At 72.9% G+C, this 16,012-nt stretch carries 19 protein-coding genes and 1 tRNA gene; 4 read left to right on the top strand and 16 right to left on the bottom strand.

Going from position 1 to position 16,012, the window contains the following annotated elements; all coding sequences use genetic code 11:
* The first annotated feature begins 29 nt into the window (after positions 1-29).
* Positions 30-977: an oxidoreductase gene (locus ACFQ8C_RS13240; protein WP_383455830.1), complete on the top strand. Its 948-nt coding sequence runs from the start codon at positions 30-32 to the stop codon at positions 975-977.
* On the opposite strand, the gene ACFQ8C_RS13235 is transcribed toward ACFQ8C_RS13240, so the two are convergent.
* From ACFQ8C_RS13235 to ACFQ8C_RS13195, 9 genes are all read right to left on the bottom strand, one after another.
* Positions 964-1,263, bottom strand: a complete 300-nt coding sequence (locus ACFQ8C_RS13235) for a hypothetical protein (protein ID WP_383455828.1) — start codon at positions 1,261-1,263, stop codon at positions 964-966. The genes ACFQ8C_RS13240 and ACFQ8C_RS13235 overlap by 14 nt on opposite strands.
* A 587-nt stretch (positions 1,264-1,850) precedes the next feature.
* Positions 1,851-2,777: an RNA polymerase sigma factor SigF gene (locus ACFQ8C_RS13230; protein ID WP_383455825.1), complete on the bottom strand. Its 927-nt coding sequence runs from the start codon at positions 2,775-2,777 to the stop codon at positions 1,851-1,853.
* Between the two features lie 236 nt (positions 2,778-3,013).
* Positions 3,014-3,862: an RNA polymerase sigma factor SigF gene (locus ACFQ8C_RS13225; protein WP_383455823.1), complete on the bottom strand. Its 849-nt coding sequence runs from the start codon at positions 3,860-3,862 to the stop codon at positions 3,014-3,016.
* A gap of 256 nt (positions 3,863-4,118) precedes the next feature.
* A complete protein-coding gene (locus ACFQ8C_RS13220; RefSeq protein WP_383455822.1) occupies positions 4,119-4,412 on the bottom strand; it encodes a Dabb family protein in 294 nt (97 codons plus the stop codon).
* A gap of 9 nt (positions 4,413-4,421) precedes the next feature.
* The gene (locus ACFQ8C_RS13215) at positions 4,422-4,586 is read right to left on the bottom strand and encodes a hypothetical protein (protein ID WP_360604463.1); all 165 of its coding nucleotides are present in this window, start codon (positions 4,584-4,586) and stop codon (positions 4,422-4,424) included.
* Between the two features lie 508 nt (positions 4,587-5,094).
* Positions 5,095-5,182: transfer RNA gene (locus ACFQ8C_RS13210), tRNA-Ser, on the bottom strand.
* Positions 5,183-5,225: 43 nt separating this feature from the next.
* The gene (tadA, locus tag ACFQ8C_RS13205; RefSeq protein WP_383455941.1) at positions 5,226-5,654 is read right to left on the bottom strand and encodes a tRNA adenosine(34) deaminase TadA; all 429 of its coding nucleotides are present in this window, start codon (positions 5,652-5,654) and stop codon (positions 5,226-5,228) included.
* Positions 5,655-5,701: 47 nt separating this feature from the next.
* Complete coding sequence (locus tag ACFQ8C_RS13200) at positions 5,702-6,256, bottom strand: hypothetical protein (protein WP_383455819.1); 555 nt, start codon at positions 6,254-6,256, stop codon at positions 5,702-5,704.
* Between the two features lie 198 nt (positions 6,257-6,454).
* Positions 6,455-6,661 (bottom strand): hypothetical protein, encoded by a 207-nt coding sequence (locus ACFQ8C_RS13195; RefSeq protein WP_383455818.1) that lies wholly within the window; start codon positions 6,659-6,661, stop codon positions 6,455-6,457.
* A 244-nt stretch (positions 6,662-6,905) separates the two neighbouring features.
* Between ACFQ8C_RS13195 and upp the strand changes: the two genes are divergently transcribed.
* Positions 6,906-7,541 (top strand): uracil phosphoribosyltransferase, encoded by a 636-nt coding sequence (gene upp, locus ACFQ8C_RS13190; protein WP_383455816.1) that lies wholly within the window; start codon positions 6,906-6,908, stop codon positions 7,539-7,541.
* A gap of 66 nt (positions 7,542-7,607) precedes the next feature.
* Here upp and ACFQ8C_RS13185 read toward each other — a convergent pair whose 3' ends face one another.
* A complete protein-coding gene (locus ACFQ8C_RS13185) occupies positions 7,608-8,237 on the bottom strand; it encodes a LytR C-terminal domain-containing protein (RefSeq protein ID WP_383455813.1) in 630 nt (209 codons plus the stop codon).
* Positions 8,238-8,445: 208 nt separating this feature from the next.
* Positions 8,446-8,742, bottom strand: coding sequence for a type II toxin-antitoxin system VapB family antitoxin (locus tag ACFQ8C_RS13180; protein WP_006377352.1), 297 nt, complete (start codon positions 8,740-8,742; stop codon positions 8,446-8,448).
* A gap of 96 nt (positions 8,743-8,838) precedes the next feature.
* On the opposite strand from ACFQ8C_RS13180, the gene ACFQ8C_RS13175 reads away from it, so the two are divergent.
* A complete protein-coding gene (locus ACFQ8C_RS13175) occupies positions 8,839-10,572 on the top strand; it encodes a helicase HerA-like domain-containing protein (protein WP_383455810.1) in 1,734 nt (577 codons plus the stop codon).
* A gap of 69 nt (positions 10,573-10,641) precedes the next feature.
* Here ACFQ8C_RS13175 and ACFQ8C_RS13170 read toward each other — a convergent pair whose 3' ends face one another.
* The 5 genes from ACFQ8C_RS13170 to ACFQ8C_RS13150 form a co-directional block, all read right to left on the bottom strand.
* Entirely contained in the window at positions 10,642-12,195 is a 1,554-nt protein-coding gene (locus ACFQ8C_RS13170; protein WP_383455808.1) for a M28 family metallopeptidase, read from the bottom strand.
* A 115-nt stretch (positions 12,196-12,310) separates the two neighbouring features.
* Positions 12,311-12,517 (bottom strand): hypothetical protein, encoded by a 207-nt coding sequence (locus ACFQ8C_RS13165; protein WP_383455806.1) that lies wholly within the window; start codon positions 12,515-12,517, stop codon positions 12,311-12,313.
* A 154-nt stretch (positions 12,518-12,671) separates the two neighbouring features.
* The gene (gene pip, locus ACFQ8C_RS13160) at positions 12,672-13,694 is read right to left on the bottom strand and encodes a prolyl aminopeptidase (RefSeq protein ID WP_383455804.1); all 1,023 of its coding nucleotides are present in this window, start codon (positions 13,692-13,694) and stop codon (positions 12,672-12,674) included.
* A 10-nt stretch (positions 13,695-13,704) separates the two neighbouring features.
* Positions 13,705-14,280 (bottom strand): RBBP9/YdeN family alpha/beta hydrolase, encoded by a 576-nt coding sequence (locus tag ACFQ8C_RS13155; RefSeq protein ID WP_383455801.1) that lies wholly within the window; start codon positions 14,278-14,280, stop codon positions 13,705-13,707.
* Positions 14,281-14,515: 235 nt separating this feature from the next.
* A complete protein-coding gene (locus ACFQ8C_RS13150; protein WP_383455798.1) occupies positions 14,516-15,199 on the bottom strand; it encodes a TetR/AcrR family transcriptional regulator in 684 nt (227 codons plus the stop codon).
* Positions 15,200-15,356: 157 nt separating this feature from the next.
* On the opposite strand from ACFQ8C_RS13150, the gene wrbA reads away from it, so the two are divergent.
* Entirely contained in the window at positions 15,357-15,965 is a 609-nt protein-coding gene (wrbA, locus tag ACFQ8C_RS13145) for an NAD(P)H:quinone oxidoreductase (protein ID WP_383455797.1), read from the top strand.
* Positions 15,966-16,012: the final 47 nt, after the last annotated feature.

Below are 16,012 nucleotides of genomic sequence, written 5' to 3'. Positions count from 1 at the left end.
CGAGTGACACCAGGGGCAGTGTGTGTCGCATGAGTCGTACGCGTATCCAGCACTGGACCGCCGATGCCATCCCCGACCTCAGCGGGCGGGTCCACGTCGTCACCGGAGCCACCGGCGGCCTCGGTCTCGCGACCACCCGCGCCCTCGCCCGGAGGGGCGGGCGGGTCGTCCTCGCCGTACGGGACGAGGAGAAGGGCCGGCAGGCGGTCGCCGCCCTCACCGCCGAGGGGATCGACGGGGACCTCCTGACCGTCCGCCGGATCGACCTCGCCGACCTCGACTCGGTGCGCGCCTTCGCCGAGGACCTGCGCGCCGACCATCCGCGCCTGGACGTGCTCCTCAACAACGCGGGCGTGATGGGCCCGCCCCGCACGCTCAGCGCCCAGGGCCACGAGCTCCAGTTCGCCGCCAACCACCTCGGCCACTTCGCCCTCACCGGCCTCCTCCTCGACCGCCTGCCGGCCGGCGGCCGGGTCGTCACCGTCAGCTCGCTGGTGCACCGCCAGGGCAGGCTCCGCCTCGACGACCCCGCCGCCCTCGCGGGCGAGCGCGGCTACGCCCCGATGGCCTTCTACAACCAGTCGAAGCTCGCCAACGCGGTCTTCGGCCGCGAGCTGCACCGCCGTCTCACCGCCGCCGGCAGTCAGGTCCGCAGCGTCCTCGCCCACCCCGGCTACACCGCGACCAGCCTCCAGACCCGCGACGCCACCGGCCTCGCCCGCTTCTTCTACGGCCGGATCGGCAACCCGCTCGTCGCCCAGCGACCGGAGCGCGGAGTCCTGCCCCAGCTGTACGCCGCCACCGCCCCGGACGCGGCCGGCGGGGACTTCATCGGCCCGGACGGCCTCGGCGAACTGCGCGGCGTCCCGGCCCGGGTCAAGCCCTCGGCCGCCGCGGCCGACCCGGAGACGGGCCGCCGCCTCTGGGACCTCTCCGAGGAGCTGACGGGGGTCCGGTACGGGCTCACCGCCAGCTAGCGGTCACCTCGCGGGTGTCGACGCGCATGCCGAGCGGCACCCGCCAGGACTCCACGCAGACCGTGTACGTCTGCTTCCGCGCGGCCCCGGCGGCGATCGGGGCCGGCAGCGGCTGGCTGGTGGTGACCGTGCCCCAGTCGATGCCGAGCGCGCCGATGACATGGGTGGCGAAGCTCGCCGTGCCGGAGGCGACGGGGGAGCCGCCGGTGTTCCGGAAGGTCACCGTGACCCGTTCGCACCAGCGCTCGTCGCCGTCGGCGGTGACCGGCGCGGAGACCGAGAGCACGGCGGGCCCGGGCGCCGGCGTCGGTGTGGACGGCCGGGGCGCGGGGGGGACGGGCGTGGTGGACGGGGGCGGCGCGGGGGTGGTGCCGGGGGTACCGGGAGGGGCGGTCGTCGCGCCGGACGACGAGCCGTCGCCGGAGGAACCCCCGGGCGGCGCCCCCGACTCCGTACGCCCTCCGGACCCGGACCCGGGACCAGACCCGGAACCGGACGACCCCGACCCCGACCCCGATCCGGACCCCGATCCGGACCCCGGACCCGTGCCGAGGGGCGGCGAGGGCGACGGGGACGGGCCAGGGCGCTCCGGTGCGTCCGGGCCCGGAGGCGGGGACGAGGTGCTGGAGGTGGTGCCGCTCGCCGTGGGGCTGTCCAGCGGGACCAGGGTGACCGCGCCCGAGGGGGCGACCGCGCCGCCGGGCGAGGGACCGGCGCCGACCGCCGCGAATCCCTCGCCGTCTCCTCCGCCTCCGCACGCGGTGAGCGCTCCGCCGAGGCAGAGCGCCACCGCCACGAGTACCGGCTGCTTCCTGCGCCTCATGCGTCCCAGTGTGGCTGACGGAACGTCAACAAGAGGCGTGTTCGCGGAAGTCAGTCGGAGATCAGGCCCTCGCGGAGCTGCGCCAGGGTCCGGGTGAGCAGGCGCGAGACGTGCATCTGCGAGATGCCGACCTCCTCGCCGATCTGCGACTGGGTCATGTTCGCGAAGAAGCGGAGCATGATGATCTGCCGCTCCCTGGGCGGGAGTTTGGCGAGCAGCGGCTTCAGCGACTCGCGGTACTCGACGCCCTCCAGGGCCGTGTCCTCGTAGCCGAGGCGGTCCGCGAGGGAGCCCTCGCCGCCGTCGTCCTCCGGGGAGGGCGAGTCGAGCGAGGAGGCCGTGTACGCGTTGCCCACCGCGAGGCCGTCGACGACGTCCTCCTCCGACACGCCCAGGACGGCGGCGAGTTCGGGGACGGTCGGCGAGCGGTCGAGCTTCTGCGCGAGCTCGTCGCTGGCCTTGGTGAGGGCGAGCCGCAGCTCCTGGAGCCGGCGGGGGACGCGCACCGACCACGAGGTGTCGCGGAAGAAGCGCTTGATCTCGCCGACGACCGTCGGCATCGCGAACGTCGGGAACTCCACGCCCCGTTCGCAGTCGAAGCGGTCGATCGCCTTGATCAGGCCGATGGTGCCGACCTGGACGATGTCCTCCATCGGCTCGTTGCGCGAGCGGAAGCGGGCCGCCGCGTACCGCACGAGCGGCAGGTTCAGCTCGATGAGGGTGTCGCGGACGTAGGTGCGCTCCGGGCTGTCGGCCGCGGTGCCCGCGGTGTCGAGGGCGCGCAGCCGCAGGAACAGGGAGCGGGAGAGGGTGCGGGTGTCGAGGGTCTCCGGGGCGGCGGCGGGCGGCGGCGGGGGGAGGAGCGCTTCGCTCTCGGCCGCCGTCGTCGCCGTCTTCTGCATGGGTACGGGCTCGGACACGAGGACCGGAACGGGCGTGAGCGTGAGCACCTTCGAGCTGCCCTGATCTGCGGACATGCCACCCCCTAGAGGTCGCGGACGGTCGCGGTGGGCCGCGACCATCGGAGGAACGCAGCTTCCACCTGAATACCGGCCGTGGGGCTGCGGCAAACGCGTCCCCAGCAGAATGTCACATGTCGGCAACACGCTGTAGTGACTTGTCGACAAGGAGTGGACGCATATCCGCAGGAAACAAGGGGTGTACGGCAAAGGGGGTGCCGTGGAACCGCTCCGAACCGGTCTACCCGATCCGGTCATGCCTCGATTCTGTTTGCGGATCTCAACCGGGCGAAGCTGCGGGCGAGGAGCCTTGACACGTGCATCTGCGAGACCCCGAGCTCCTGGCTGATCTGGGACTGCGTCAGATTGCTGTAGTAGCGCAGCATCAGGATCCGCTGCTCCCGCTCGGGCAGCTGGACGAGCAGGTGCCGGACCAGGTCGCGGTGTTCGACGCCGGCGAGCGCGGGGTCCTCGTAACCGAGCCGGTCGAGCAGTCCGGGCAGCCCGTCGCCCTCCTGCGCGGCCTCCAGGGAGGTGGCGTGGTACGACCGTCCGGCCTCGATGCAGGCGAGCACCTCGTCCTCGCCGATCCGCAGCCGCTCGGCGATCTCGGCGGTGGTGGGGGAGCGGCCGTGGGCGGTCGTCAGGTCCTCGGTGGCACCGTTCACCTGCACCCACAGCTCGTGCAGCCGGCGCGGCACGTGCACGGTGCGGACGTTGTCGCGGAAGTACCGCTTGATCTCGCCGACCACGGTGGGCATGGCGAAGGTCGGGAACTGCACGCCCCGGTCCGGGTCGAAGCGGTCGATGGCGTTGATGAGTCCGATGGTGCCGACCTGGACGACGTCCTCCATCGGCTCGTTGCGCGAGCGGAAGCGGGCCGCCGCGTACCGCACGAGCGGCAGGTTGGCCTCGATGAGCGCGGCGCGCACCCGGTCGTGCTCGGGGGTGCCCGGCTCCAGGTTCTTGAGCTGCCCGAAGAGCACCTGGGTGAGCGCCCTGGTGTCGGCGCCGCGAGTGCTCCGGTCCCGGGGGCGGGGGGCGTCCGCGGCCTCGCCTCCCTCGTGCTGGGGCGGGACCTGAGGCGCTGTACTGGCCGGCACGTTCACGCCACCCCTTTGGCTGGTGTAGCTGGTCGATTGGGACAACTACGGTCAAACGGTCAACTCATCCATCAAAAGCGGTCATAGCATCACAAGACATGTCCACTGTGTGCAAGCACCGCATCAGCACGTGTTGAAGGCATGGTGGACGAAAAACCGGAGGCCAGAGGCGTGGTGGGCGGAAACGCGCGAGACCCCCCGCCCGGACGGCGGGGGGTCTCGGAGACGTACGGGGCCGAACGGCCCTGGAACCGCCCTAGAAGGGGTAGTCCGCGATCACCCAGGTGGAGAACTCGCGCCAGAGCGCCACGCCCGCCTGGTGCGCCGGGTGGTCGAGGTACCGCTGGAGCGCCTCCAGGTCCTCCACGGCCGAGTTGATCGCGAAGTCGTAGGCGATCGGCCGCTCCGACACGTTCCAGTCGCACTCCCAGAAGCGCAGCTCGGGGATCTGGCCGCCGAGCGCCCGGAAGGCCTCCACGCCGGCGACGACACGCGGCTCGTCCCGCTCGACACCCTCGGCGAGCTTGAAGAGGACCAGATGGCGGATCACGGAGGGCTCCTAGTTGATGAGTTCGGTCATGAACTCTCCGACACCCTTGGCGGCGCTGGAAAGGCCCTCGAAGCCTATCTGGACCAGCTCGGCGGAGCGGTCGGGGGCGGTGATGATCGCGTACAGCACGAAGACCCCGAACGCGTAGACCGCGACTTTCCTCGCCTGGGACATCAGCCCCTCCCCTCCCCGTACCGTCACCCCGCCTCGGCGGTGGCCCACTCTAACCGAGCCTTTATGGACCAAGGGCCCTGCGTTCGGGGTCTTTCGCCATCCCCCGGACGGGTGCACCGGGGGCAGGATGGATGTCGAGCCCGGCGGATCTGGCAGGAATCCGCAGGGCACATGGAACCGGCCCGCACTGCGGGGTCCGCGCCGCGAGCTTCCCCCTGACTGCGGCGCAGGGCTTGCCGGACCGGTTCTCATCGGGGGGAGCGGCTTGTCCCCCCGATGCCGCTCCCCCCGTCCCCACGTCAGGCGGGACGTGAGCAGGGACGCGAGCAGGACGTCGAAGGGCCCCGGTGGTGCGCCGGGGCCCTTCGACGTGTCCGCCCCGTACCGCCGCATCCGCCGTGACCGCACCCGCATCCGCCGTGACCGCGATCGCGCGGGGGAAGGGGGCGGGGGAAGGAGGAGCGGATACGCCGAAGGGCCCGGCGCTTTCGCGTCGGGCCCTTCGTAGTGGCGGTAGCGGAGGGATTTGAACCCTCGGTGAGTTTCCCCACACTCGCTTTCGAGGCGAGCTCCTTCGGCCGCTCGGACACGCTACCGAGAGAGAGCTTAGCCCAAAGTCGCCCAGGCAAGAAATCCGTTTCAGCGAGCGCGGAAGAAGGCGGTGAGCCGCTCCGCGCACTCCTCGCCGAGGACGCCCCGGACGACCTCCGGACGGTGGTTGAGGCGGCGGTCGCGGACGAGGTCCCACAGGGAGCCGGCGGCGCCCGCCTTCTCGTCGTCGGCGCCGTACACGACCCGCTCGACGCGGGACTGGACCAGTGCGCCCGCGCACATCACACAGGGCTCCAGGGTCACCACGAGGGTGCAGCCGGTCAGCCGCCACTCGCCGGTGGCGGCGGCGGCCCGGCGCAGCGCCAGGAGCTCGGCGTGGGCGGTCGGATCGCCGGTCGCCTCCCGCTCGTTGTGACCGAGGGAGAGGACTTCGCCGGACGGCGAGAGCACGACCGCGCCGACCGGTACGTCACCGGCCGGCACGGCCGCGTCGGCCTCGGCGAGGGCGAGACGCATGGCGTCCCGCCAGGGGTCCGGCACGGGGCCGGGTACGGCGGGTGGCACTAGCGGACGGCCTCCAGGATCTCGGAGGCGCCGATGGCGTCGGCGATCTCCCCGAGGGCGTCCTCGCTCAGGCCGAGCAGGGTCCGCTCCGACATGCCGAGGTCGGCGAGGATCCGGCCCTCCCCGAGCGGGCCGGCCGGCGCGATGCCGGCGCTCCCGGCGGAGGCGTCGTCCTCGTCGCGGTCCTCGCCGGCCGCGTGCTCCGGCTCACCGTCCTCGGTGCCGTCCAGGTCCGCGAGCTTGTCGAGCTCGTCCAGCTCGCTGTCCGGGTCGTCGGCGCCGAGCAGTTCCGAGGTGAGGATCTCCCCGTACGAGGACCGGGCCGCGGCCGCCGCGTGGGAGACGTAGACCCGGGGGTCGTCCTCTCCGTCGACGCGGACGATGCCGAACCACGCGTCCTCCTGCTCGATGAAGACGAGGACGGTCTCCCCCTCGTCGGCCGCCGCCTCACGGGCCAGATCGGCCAGGTCCGCCAGCGTCTCCACGTCGTCGAGCTCCGTATCGCTCGCTTCCCACCCGTCTTCGGTGCGCGCGAGCAGTGCGGCGAAGTACACCTGACTCTCCCACTGATCAGAGGTGTGATGATCCGGCGGCGCGCTCCTGAGCCCCGCCCAATCGGCATCGTGACAGAAACGACGGCCTGAGGAGAGGTCTTCGGCTCTTGCGTCGTGCATCAGTCTGAACCACACCGCGTTCGGGTGGGCGTACGACCCCGGCGCACGGAGGGGGCGCGGCCGTCGTGGCCAGGGGCCTCACCAACGGAAGGTGCGCATGCGCATCGCCTGTCTCATGCGGGCCGCCCGGGCGCGCCGGGGCTGGACCCGGTCGCGCAGCGCCTTGGCCTCGCCGAGCTCACGGAGGAACTGGGCGCGGCGCCTGCGGCGCTCCGCGTCGGTCTCCGTGTCGCTGTCCGGCTGTTTCTCCGGCGCCCGGCCGGATGTGTTCTTCGGGTTGGGCATCGGCCACACCACCCCATCGCTGGGTCCCTGTGCTCCCCACCTTGCCGCAGCCGCGCGGTTCCATGCCAGTGGTGGGTCGACGCCGTTCGCGCGCGGTGCCCGGGGACGGGCCGGTGCCGTTCGCGCGTGGTGCCCGGGGCGGCTCGGTGCCGTTCGCGCGCCGCGCCGGCGGCGGCTCGGTGCCACTCGCGCGCGGTGCCGGTGGTGGGCCGGTGCCCGGTGCGGGGCGGGCTACTGTGGGGTCATGCGTCTCCACGTCGTCGATCACCCGCTGGTCGCCCACAAGCTCACCACCCTGCGCGACAAGCGCACGGACTCCCCGACCTTCCGCCGGCTCGCCGACGAGCTGGTCACCCTGCTCGCCTACGAGGCCACCAGGGACGTGCGGACCGAGCGGGTCGACATCGAGACCCCCGTCACGCCGACGAGCGGCGTGAAGCTGTCGTACCCGCGCCCGCTGGTCGTCCCGATCCTGCGCGCCGGGCTCGGCATGCTCGACGGCATGGTGCGGCTGCTCCCGACGGCCGAGGTCGGCTTCCTGGGCATGATCCGCAACGAGGAGACGCTGGAGGCGTCGACCTACGCCACCCGGATGCCGGAGGACCTGTCCGGCCGCCAGGTGTACGTGCTCGACCCGATGCTGGCGACCGGCGGCACGCTGGTCGCGGCGATCCAGGAGCTGATCCGGCGCGGCGCGGACGACGTGACGGCCGTGGTGCTGCTCGCCGCCCCGGAGGGCGTCGAGGTCATGGAGCGCGAGCTCGCCGGCACGCCGGTGACGGTCGTGACGGCCTCGGTCGACGAGCGGCTCAACGAGCACGGCTACATCGTCCCGGGCCTGGGCGACGCCGGTGACCGCATGTACGGCACCGCCGAGTAGGACCCTCCCGCCGGGCTCCGGGCTCCGGGCTCCGGGCTTCCGGGCCCGGGCCCGGGCCCACGGGGCTCAGCAGCGGCCCGGTACCGGCTTCGGCTTGTTCAGGGCCACGAGGGCCGCGTCCGCCGTCGCCTTGGGCGACAGGGTCTTGAAGGCCGTACCGATGATGAGGTCGACGTCCGCCGTGGTGCGGGCGTCGACCTTCGTCGTGGCGCCCGCGAGCTGGGTGCCGAGGACGGCGAAGGTGCCCTTGGTGGCGGCCGGGGCGCCGAGCAGCAGCCCGGCGCCGGGGACCTTCTTGTCGTAGGCGGCGGGCGCGTTCCCGATCTTGCCGATGGCGAAGCCGCGCTTCTTCAGCTCGTCGGCGGTGGCCTTGGCGAGTCCCTTGCGCGGGGTCGCGTTGTAGACGTTCACCGTGACCTGCGCGGGCTTGGGCGGCTTGGCCGCGGCCGTGGCGCTGGGGGTGGGCGCGGGCTTGCAGTCGGCCTGCTTGCCGGCGGTGGTCTTCCGGGTGTCGTCGCCGCCGGAGAAGACGTCGACGAGCTGGAGCGTGCCCCAGCCGGCCGCGCCGAGCACGACCACCGCGGCGGTCGAGGCCAGGACGATCCTGCGCCGGCGGTGGGGTCGACGCATGCGCGGGTAGACATCCCCCGTGATGCGGTACTTTCCGCCCATGCCGGGGGGAGTGAGCATGCTCATGGGCGCAGCGTAATGCCGCCCGTGCGCGATGCCTACTTGATGATCATGTGATCGCGGCCGGATGGGCGCGAACTGCCCCCGAAAGGATCAGCCGCGGACGCCCCTCGGGGAGCCCGCGGACCGGCCCGGACATCGCGGTCGGACCTGCTCCGGCGGTGTCGCTCGGGCCTGCTCCGGTGCTGTCGGTCCGGCCTGGTGCGGCGGCGCGTCAGTCCATCTCGAGCACGCGCGCGTGGAGCACCTGGCGCTGCTGGAGGGCCGCGCGGACGGCGCGGTGCAGTCCGTCCTCGAGGTACAGGTCGCCCTGCCACTTCACGACGTGCGCGAAGAGGTCGCCGTAGAACGTGGAGTCCTCGGCGAGCAGGGTCTCCAGGTCCAGCTGGCCCTTGGTGGTGACGAGCTGGTCGAGGCGGACCGGGCGCGGGGCGACGTCCGCCCACTGCCGGGTGCTTTCCCGGCCGTGGTCGGGATACGGTCGGCCGTTTCCGATGCGCTTGAAGATCACACGGAAAGCCTACCGGGCGAGCGGCTACCGGCGCAGCCACGCGGAACCGATGGGATGCTGTCACGGACCATGACATAAGCGACATTGGGGTGCCGCATGAGCGAGCCGGAGCAGCAGCCGACGACCCCGGAGCCGCCCGGCCCGGCACCCGGCCCCACTGCCGCGCCCGCCCAGGAACCGCCCGCGCCCGCCCAGGAACCGCCCGGCGCGCTTCCCGGGCCGGTCGCCGGGATCGCCGCCGGGTACGCCTTCGAGGGCCCCGCGCTCGACCTGGGCGCCGTGCTGTGGGACGGGATCTGTCACCCGGACGCGCGCGTACGGATCCCCCTGCCCGCCCTCAACCGGCACGGCCTCGTCGCCGGCGCCACCGGCACCGGCAAGACCAAGACCCTCCAGCTGATCGCCGAGCAGCTCTCCGCCCAGGGCGTCCCGGTCTTCCTCGCCGACATCAAGGGCGACGTCTCCGGCGTCTCGGCCCCCGGCGAGGACGGCGAGAAGGTACGCGAGCGGGCCGCGCAGGTCGGCCAGGAGTGGACGCCCACCGGCTTCCCCTGCGAGTTCTACGGCCTCGGCGGCACCGGCCCCGGCATCCCGGTCCGCGCCACCGTCACCGGCTTCGGCCCGGTGCTGCTCTCCAAGGTGCTCCAGCTGAACCGGACGCAGGAGCAGTCGCTCGGCCTGATCTTCCACTACGCCGACGCCAAGGGCCTGGAGCTGGTGGACCTGAAGGACCTGCGGGCGGTGGTCGCCTTCCTCGTCTCGGACGTCGGCAGGCCCGAGCTGAAGGGGATCGGCGGTCTGTCGACGGTGACCGCCGGGGTGATCCTGCGCGCCCTGACCGCCTTCGAGCAGCAGGGCGCGGGCGGCTTCTTCGGGGAGCCGGAGTTCGACACCTCCGCGTTCCTGCGGACCGCGCCGGACGGGCGGGGGACGGTCTCGGTCCTGGAGCTGCCCTCCGTGCGGGAGCGGCCGCAGCTCTTCTCGACCTTCCTGATGTGGATGCTCGCGGACCTCTTCAACGAACTGCCGGAGGTCGGCGACCAGGAGAAGCCGAAGCTGGTCTTCTTCTTCGACGAGGCCCACCTCCTCTTCAAGGGGGCGTCGAAGGCCTTCCTGGAGTCGATCACCCAGACGGTCCGGCTGATCCGGTCCAAGGGCGTCGGCGTCTTCTTCGTGACCCAGACCCCGAAGGACGTGCCGGCGGACGTCCTCGCCCAGCTCGGCAACCGGGTGCAGCACGCGCTGCGGGCCTTCACCCCGGACGACGCCAAGGCCCTGAAGGCGACCGTGCGGACCTTCCCCGCGTCGGCCTACGACCTGGAGGAGGTGCTGACCTCGCTGGGTACGGGCGAGGCGGTGGTCACCGTACTGAGCGAGCGGGGCGCGCCGACCCCGGTGGCGGCGACCCGGCTGCGGGCGCCGGAGTCGCTGATGGGGCCGGTCGACGCGGCCGCGCTCGACGCGGCGGTGAAGGGCTCGCCGCTGTACGGGCGGTACGCGCCGGAGGTGGACCGGGTGTCGGCGTACGAGCGCCTGTCGGCGGACGAGGAGGCGCGCACGGCGGAGGCGGCCCGCGCGGAGGCCGCGAAGGCGGAGGCGGAAGCGGAAGCGAAGGCGGAGGCGAAGGCGAAAGCGGAAGCGAAGGCGGAGGCGAAAGCGGAAGCGAAGGCGGAGGCGAAGACGGGAGCGAGGGCCCCCAAGGAGGAGCCCTCGCTCGTCGAACAGGTCGTCGGCAGCGGGATGTTCAGGTCCCTCGCCCGGTCGGTCGGCACCCAGCTGGGCCGGGAGATCAGCCGCTCGATCTTCGGGACGGCCCGCCGCAGGCGGTGACGGCCGCCCGCCACCGACCACGCGCCGACCACGCGGCGGCCACCGGCCGGCCGGTGGCCCGTCCGCCTGCTACTCGGTGACCTCGTGGTGGTCGTCGTGCAGGCCGCCGCCGCTGCCCGCGTCGCCCGTGGTCGGCACGGAGACGACCGGCTTGCGCAGCGAGGAGATGTCGTGGGCGTAGGTGCCCACGGCGTTGGCGATGACGTCGATGTTGGCGTCGAAGGCCTCGCGGTTGACGTTGGTGATGTCGTCGCCCTTGGCGTGGTAGTTCACGTCGTAGGCGACGCCCGCCTCACCGCCGAACTTGGCGGCCTGCTCGGGGGTCTTGATGCCCTCGGCGCCGGTGAAGGTGCCGCCGGAGGGGATGCCGACCTCGATGAACGGGCCGTAGTCGGAGCGGCCGGTGAAGTCGGTGCCCTCGTGCGGGAGCCCGCGCTTGTCCATGAAGTCGTTGATGTCGCGCTCCAGCTGCGCGGAACCCGCGGGGCCGGCGCCCGCGCCGACGCCGTCCGAGTCGTCGCCGTCGTACACGAACAGGCCGTAGTTCGGCGAGGCGATCATGTCGAAGTTGAGGTAGAGCTTGATCTCCTTCTTGTCGAGCTCCGTCAGGTTGGCGACGTAGTGCTCGGAGCCGAGGAGACCGTTCTCCTCCGCGGACCACCAGGCGAAGCGGACCTTGTTGCGGACCTGGTCCTTCGACTTGGCGAGCTCCAGGGCGGTCTGGAGGAGACCGGCGGAGCCGGAGCCGTTGTCGTTGATGCCGGGGCCGGCGGTGACGGAGTCGAGGTGCGAGCCGAGCATCACGGTGTTGGCGGCGTTGCCGCCCTTGGTCTCCGCGATGACGTTGTTGGTGGAGCGGTTCTCGTTGAGCTGGCGGACCTCGAAGGAGAGGTTCACCGGGCCCTTGGCGAGGTCGGCGGCGAGCTGCTCGCCCTCGGCCTGGGAGAGACCGGCGGTCGGCACCTTGCCGGCGTCGGCGGCGCCGAGGGTGCCGGAGAGCAGGCCCGCGGTGTTGTTGTAGACGATCGCGCCGACGGCGCCGGCCGCGGCGGCGTTCTCCTGCTTCACGGCGAAGGTGCAGCCGCCGCGCTTGATCAGGGCGATCTTCCCGGTGAAGGTGCCGGAGGCGAAGTCGGCCGGCTCGCAGCCGGTGGTGCCGTCGGCGTCGACCGGGACGGCGGCCAGACCGGCGGTGATGCCGCCGACCGGGGTGGACTTGGTGTAGGTCATCGCCCGGATGTCGAGCGCGCGGGGCGCGTCGCCGAGGACGGAGGCCTTCTCGGCGGTGGTCTCGGTGTAGACGAAGTCGAACTTCTCGTACGAGACGTTGTAGCCGGCCTTCTTGAGCTGCGTGTACACGTACGCGGCCGAGGCGTCGTGACCGAGGGAGCCGGCCGCGCGGTGACCGCCGGCCGAGTCGGCTATCGCCTGGAACTTCTGCAGGTGCTTGAAGGCGTCCTGGCCGGTGGTCTCCCGGACCAGCTTCTTCGCCAGCTTCGCGGCGTCCCGGGCGGGCGCGGCGGCGGGGTCCTTCACGGCGGTGGCCGGAGAGGCGAGGACCAGGGGGGTGGCGAGGGCCGCCGCGGCGAGGATGGCCGCGGTACGACGCTGCGTTGCGTTCACAGAAGTCCTTCCCGATGGGGACGAGGTTGAGGGGAAGTTAGCCACCGGAAGGGCGTTCTGTGAACACGTTCGGCGCAATTCATGTCACCTTGAACAGGATTGACATCTGGAATTCTCAATTCCCTGAGGTTTTGCCGTCCTTGGTCGCCTTGACGGCTTTCGCCGCTTTGGCATCGGCCTTCACCTCCCGCTGGGGGGCGCGGACGTTCGCGAGCGGCCCCTCGCCGCTGTCGGCGGTCCGCCGGAGGGCCTCGGGATCCCGGGCGAGGCGGATCCCGGTGCTCTTGGTCCTGTCGACGCTCTTCGTGCTCGCGGGGCTCATGGTTCGATGATCCCGCCGGGCGGGCGGGTCCGCCCGGCGGGACGTCCGCCCGAGGTCCGTCCGCCCGAGGTCCGGCGTACGGGCTCAGGCGTCCGAGGTCCGGCGCACGGGCTCAGGCGTCCTAGGTCCGGCGCACGGGCTCAGACGCACGGGCTCAGGCGTCCGCGAAGCGCTCCAGGGCGTCGACGACCAGGCGCCGGGTCTCGTCGCCGCCCAGATGCCCCGCCGCCTCCACCACGTGGAGCTCGGCGTCCGGCCAGGCCCGGGTCAGCTCCCAGGCGGTGGCGAGGGGCCCGCCCATGTCGAGCCGGCCGTGGATCAGCACGCCGGGGATGCCGGCGAGCCGGTGCGCGTCCCGGATCAGGGCGCCCTCCTCCAGGAAGGCGCCGTGCGCGAAGTAGTGCGAGCAGATCCGGACGAAGCCGAGCCGGGTGTCGTCGACGCGGTCGGTGTAAGGGGTCCCCATGCCCTCCATCGACAGGACGGCGTCCTCCCAGGCGCACCAGTCGGCCGCCGCGCGCTCCCGGACGGCCCGGTCGGGGTGGTTCATCCGGGCCGCGTAGGCCCCCACCAGGTCCTCCGCGTGGTCCACACCGGCCCGGAACCGCTCGTGCGCCTCGGGGAAGAAGCGGGCGACCCCCTCGTACAGCCAGGCCGTCTCGGAGCGTCGGGTGGTGGTGACGGCGGCGATGACGATCTCGCTCACCCGCTCCGGGTACGCCTCCGCGTACGCCAGGATCAGCGTCGAGCCCCATGAGCCGCCGTACAGCAGCCACCGGTCGATCCCCAGGTGAACCCGGAGCAGCTCCATGTCGGCCACCAGATGGGCCGTGGTGTTCACGGAGAGGTCGGCGGCCGGGTCGCTCGCGTGCGGGAGGGAGCGCCCGCAGCCGCGCTGGTCGAACTGGACGACCCGGTACTTCTCCGGGTCGAAGAGCCGGGGAGAGTTCCGGGAGGACCCGGAGCCCGGCCCGCCGTGCACGACGAGCGCGGGCTTGCCCCGCGGGTTCCCGTGGACCTCGTAGTGGACGCGGTTGCCGTCGCCGACGTCGAGCAGCCCGGTTTCGTACGGGGCCGGGGCCGGGGCCGGGGCCGGGGTCGGAGACGGGGACGGGGACGGGGACGGGGACGGGGACGGGGCTGGGGACGAGGGAGGGGGAGAGGGCTCGGATCGCATCCGCCCGACGCTACTCGGCGCCGGTGATCCGGTCCCCCGGGTTTTCGCACCAGCGCAGGACGGCGGGCCAGGGCCCGAAGCCGGTGTCGGGGTTGAGGTGGCCGCCGCCCGCGACGAGGTCGAGCCCGAGGCCGAGCGGGGTGCCGTAGTGCAGGTCGGCGCCCTCGGGGCAGTACGGGTCCCCGTCCCCGTACACGAGCCGGGCCGTCACGCCCTCCTCGGCGAGGTCGAGCCCGTCGGCGAAGCCGGCGATCTCCGGGACGGAGGCGGTGACGGCGGGGGAGGGCGGGGCGACGAGCAGCACCCGGTCGGCCGCGGGCCGACGCGCGCCCGCCCGCAGCCAGAGCAGCACGGACAGGCTGTGCGCGAGGACGACGAACTCGCCCTCGGCCGGCCGCTTCCCGTGCTCCTCCAGCGCCGCGATCCAGTCGTCGAGGACGGGCGCGTCCGGCTCGGGCAGCTGCGGGTAGCGCACCTCGTGCCCGCGTGCGCGCAGCTCCCCGGCGAGCCAGTGCTGCCAGTGGCCGACGGGCCGGTGGTTCTGGAACCCGTGGAGGATGAGGAAGGTCTTCGGCGCGGTGGTCATGAGGCGATCGTGAGCCGCGCCCGGATCCCGGGTCCAGAGGATTCCGAGGGCTGGACTCCCGGGGGCGGGGGCTTCCGGACGCCCGGCCTCCGGGAGACGCCGGACCTCCGGGGACGCCCGGCCTCCGGGAGACGCCCGGCCTCCCGGCTCCACCCGGACCTCCGGCCCGTCCGGTCTCCTGGAGACGCCCGGCCTTCTCGTACCGCCCCGCCCGCCCCGCCCGCCCGGCCTCCCGTCACGCCCGGAGGCCGAGCAGCTCCCGTACGCCCGCCTTGACCCGCTCCGCGGGAAGCGCCTGCTCCACCGCGAGGTGGTGCATCAGGTCCGGCGAGAAGGGGGCCAGGAGGAGGTGGGCGAGGAGGGTGGAGTCGGCGTCGGGCCGGAGCCGGGAGAGCAGCATCGCCACGTGCGTGTGCATGACCTGGTAGGCGCCACTGTGGTAGCGGGCGCGGGGCGCCGCGGAGTGCGCGGCGAGCAGGATGGGGCGCTGTTCGGCGACCCGGTCGACGAGCGCGTCGAGGAAGGCGTCGAGCCGTTCGTCGGCGGGGGCGCCGGGGCCGAGCGGCGGAGGCCCGCTCATGTACGCCTCCTGGAACTGCCGTTCGCGGTCGTCGAGGAGCGCCCACAGCAGCTGGGAGACGTCGCCGAAGCGGCGGTAGACGGTGCCGACGCCGATGCCGCTGGCGTGGGCGACCTGGTTCATGGTGACCGCGTCGGGACCCTTCTCGGCGACGATCCGGGCGGCGGCGTCGAGGATCCGGCGCCGGTTGCGGGCGGCGTCGGCGCGCTCGGAGACGGGAGCGGGGCCGCTGCCGGGGCCGGCGTTCGGCCCGGTGCCGGGTGCGGTCGGCAGCACGGTGAGCAGCCGCGCGGACCCGTCGTCGTCCGGCCCCGGGATGCCCGGTGTTCTCGTGCTCATCGGCCCGTTCCTGCCCTTCGTCGCGCCCCCGTCGTCGATGTCCCCGTCCTCCGAGCATACCTGCCCCCCTTGCAATCCGGATCGTTATCCGTTTAGCCTCGGACCAGTTAAACGGAAACCAATCCGCTTACCGGTCGTCGTGTGCGAGGAGCCCGTCATGTCCGTCAAGGTCGCCGTCGTCTACTACTCGTCCACCGGTGCCGTGCACCAGCTCGCCCAGGCCGTCGCCGAGGGCGCCGAGAAGGCCGGCGCCGAGGTCCGCCTGCGCCGGGTGCCCGAACTGGCCCCGGACGCCGCGATCGACGCCAACCCGGCCTGGCGCGCCCACGTGGACGCCACCGCGGGCGTCGGGCTCGCCACCCTCGACGACCTGGAGTGGGCGGACGCGTACGCGCTCGGCTCCCCGACCCGCTTCGGCAACGTGGCGGCCCAGCTCAAGCAGTTCGTCGACACCACCGGCGGCCTCTGGCAGCGCGGCGTCCTGGCGGACAAGCCCGCCACCGCCTTCACCAGCGCCCACAACCTCCACGGCGGCAACGAGTCCACGCTGCTCGCCCTCTACAACACCTTCCACCACTGGGGCTCGGTCATCGTCTCCCCCGGCTTCACCGACCCCGCCGTGTACGCGGCCGGCGGCAACCCCTACGGCACCGCCCACCCCGCCGCCAACGGCGCCCCCGCCGAGAACGTCCTGGCCGCCGCCCGCTACCAGGGCACCCGCCTCACCACGATCGCCAAGCGCCTGAAGGGCCTGGCGGTCGACTGACCCCCGCACCGCGAAGAGAGCGCGCCCCCGGCGGAAGGACCTTCCGC

The organism is Streptomyces sp. NPDC056503 (genome assembly GCF_042794995.1).
GTDB lineage: Bacteria > Actinomycetota > Actinomycetes > Streptomycetales > Streptomycetaceae > Streptomyces.
The sequence above is the reverse complement of the archived record's forward strand: the minus strand, read 5'-3'. Positions and strand labels throughout refer to the sequence as shown.